Here is a 657-nt window from a genome sequence, read left to right as displayed (position 1 = left end):
AACGCACCCGCCACACACGCCGCCGCGATCTCCCCCTGGCTGTGCCCCACCACCGCAGCCGGCTCCACCCCATAGTGGCGCCACACCGCCGCCAACGACACCATCACCGCCCACAACACCGGCTGCACCACATCCACCCGCGCCAACGCAACCTCGTCCCCCAGCACCCCACGCAGATCCCAGTCCACAAACGACGACAAAGCGACAGCGCACTCGTCGAACCGGCCCGCGAACACCGGATCCTCCAGCAGATCCACCGCCATCCCAACCCACTGCGACCCCTGCCCCGGAAACACGAACACCACGTCGGGGCGGTCGGTGCCGGCGACGCCGCGCACCACGGATGGGCTGGGCCGGTTCTCGGCCAGCGGCGCGGGGTCTCCGTCGAGCAGGACGGCGCGGTGCTCGAACGCGGCGCGGGTGGTCGCGAGGCTGAGGCCGACGTCGGCCGGCGACCCGTCCACGGACGACAGGAGTGCGGCCTGGTCACGCAGGGCGGTCGTCGTCCGGGCGGACAGCACCCAGGGCACCGGCGAGCCTGTCGGCGCGGTCGTGCCCACCGGCTCCGGATCGACCTGCTCGAGGACGACGTGGGCGTTGGTGCCGCCGACTCCGAACGAGGACACAGCGGCCCGCCGCGGACGGTCAACCTCCGGC

Annotated in this window: 1 protein-coding gene; it reads right to left on the bottom strand. The window is 72.8% G+C overall.

The genetic code is table 11. From position 1 onward, the window contains the following. The coding region (locus BU204_RS36960) for an acyltransferase domain-containing protein (protein ID WP_143230027.1) at positions 1–657 on the bottom strand (657 nt) is incomplete at both ends.

The organism is Actinophytocola xanthii (assembly GCF_001921205.1).
Classification (GTDB): domain Bacteria; phylum Actinomycetota; class Actinomycetes; order Mycobacteriales; family Pseudonocardiaceae; genus Actinophytocola; species Actinophytocola xanthii.
The sequence above is the reverse complement of the archived record's forward strand: the minus strand, read 5'-3'. Positions and strand labels throughout refer to the sequence as shown.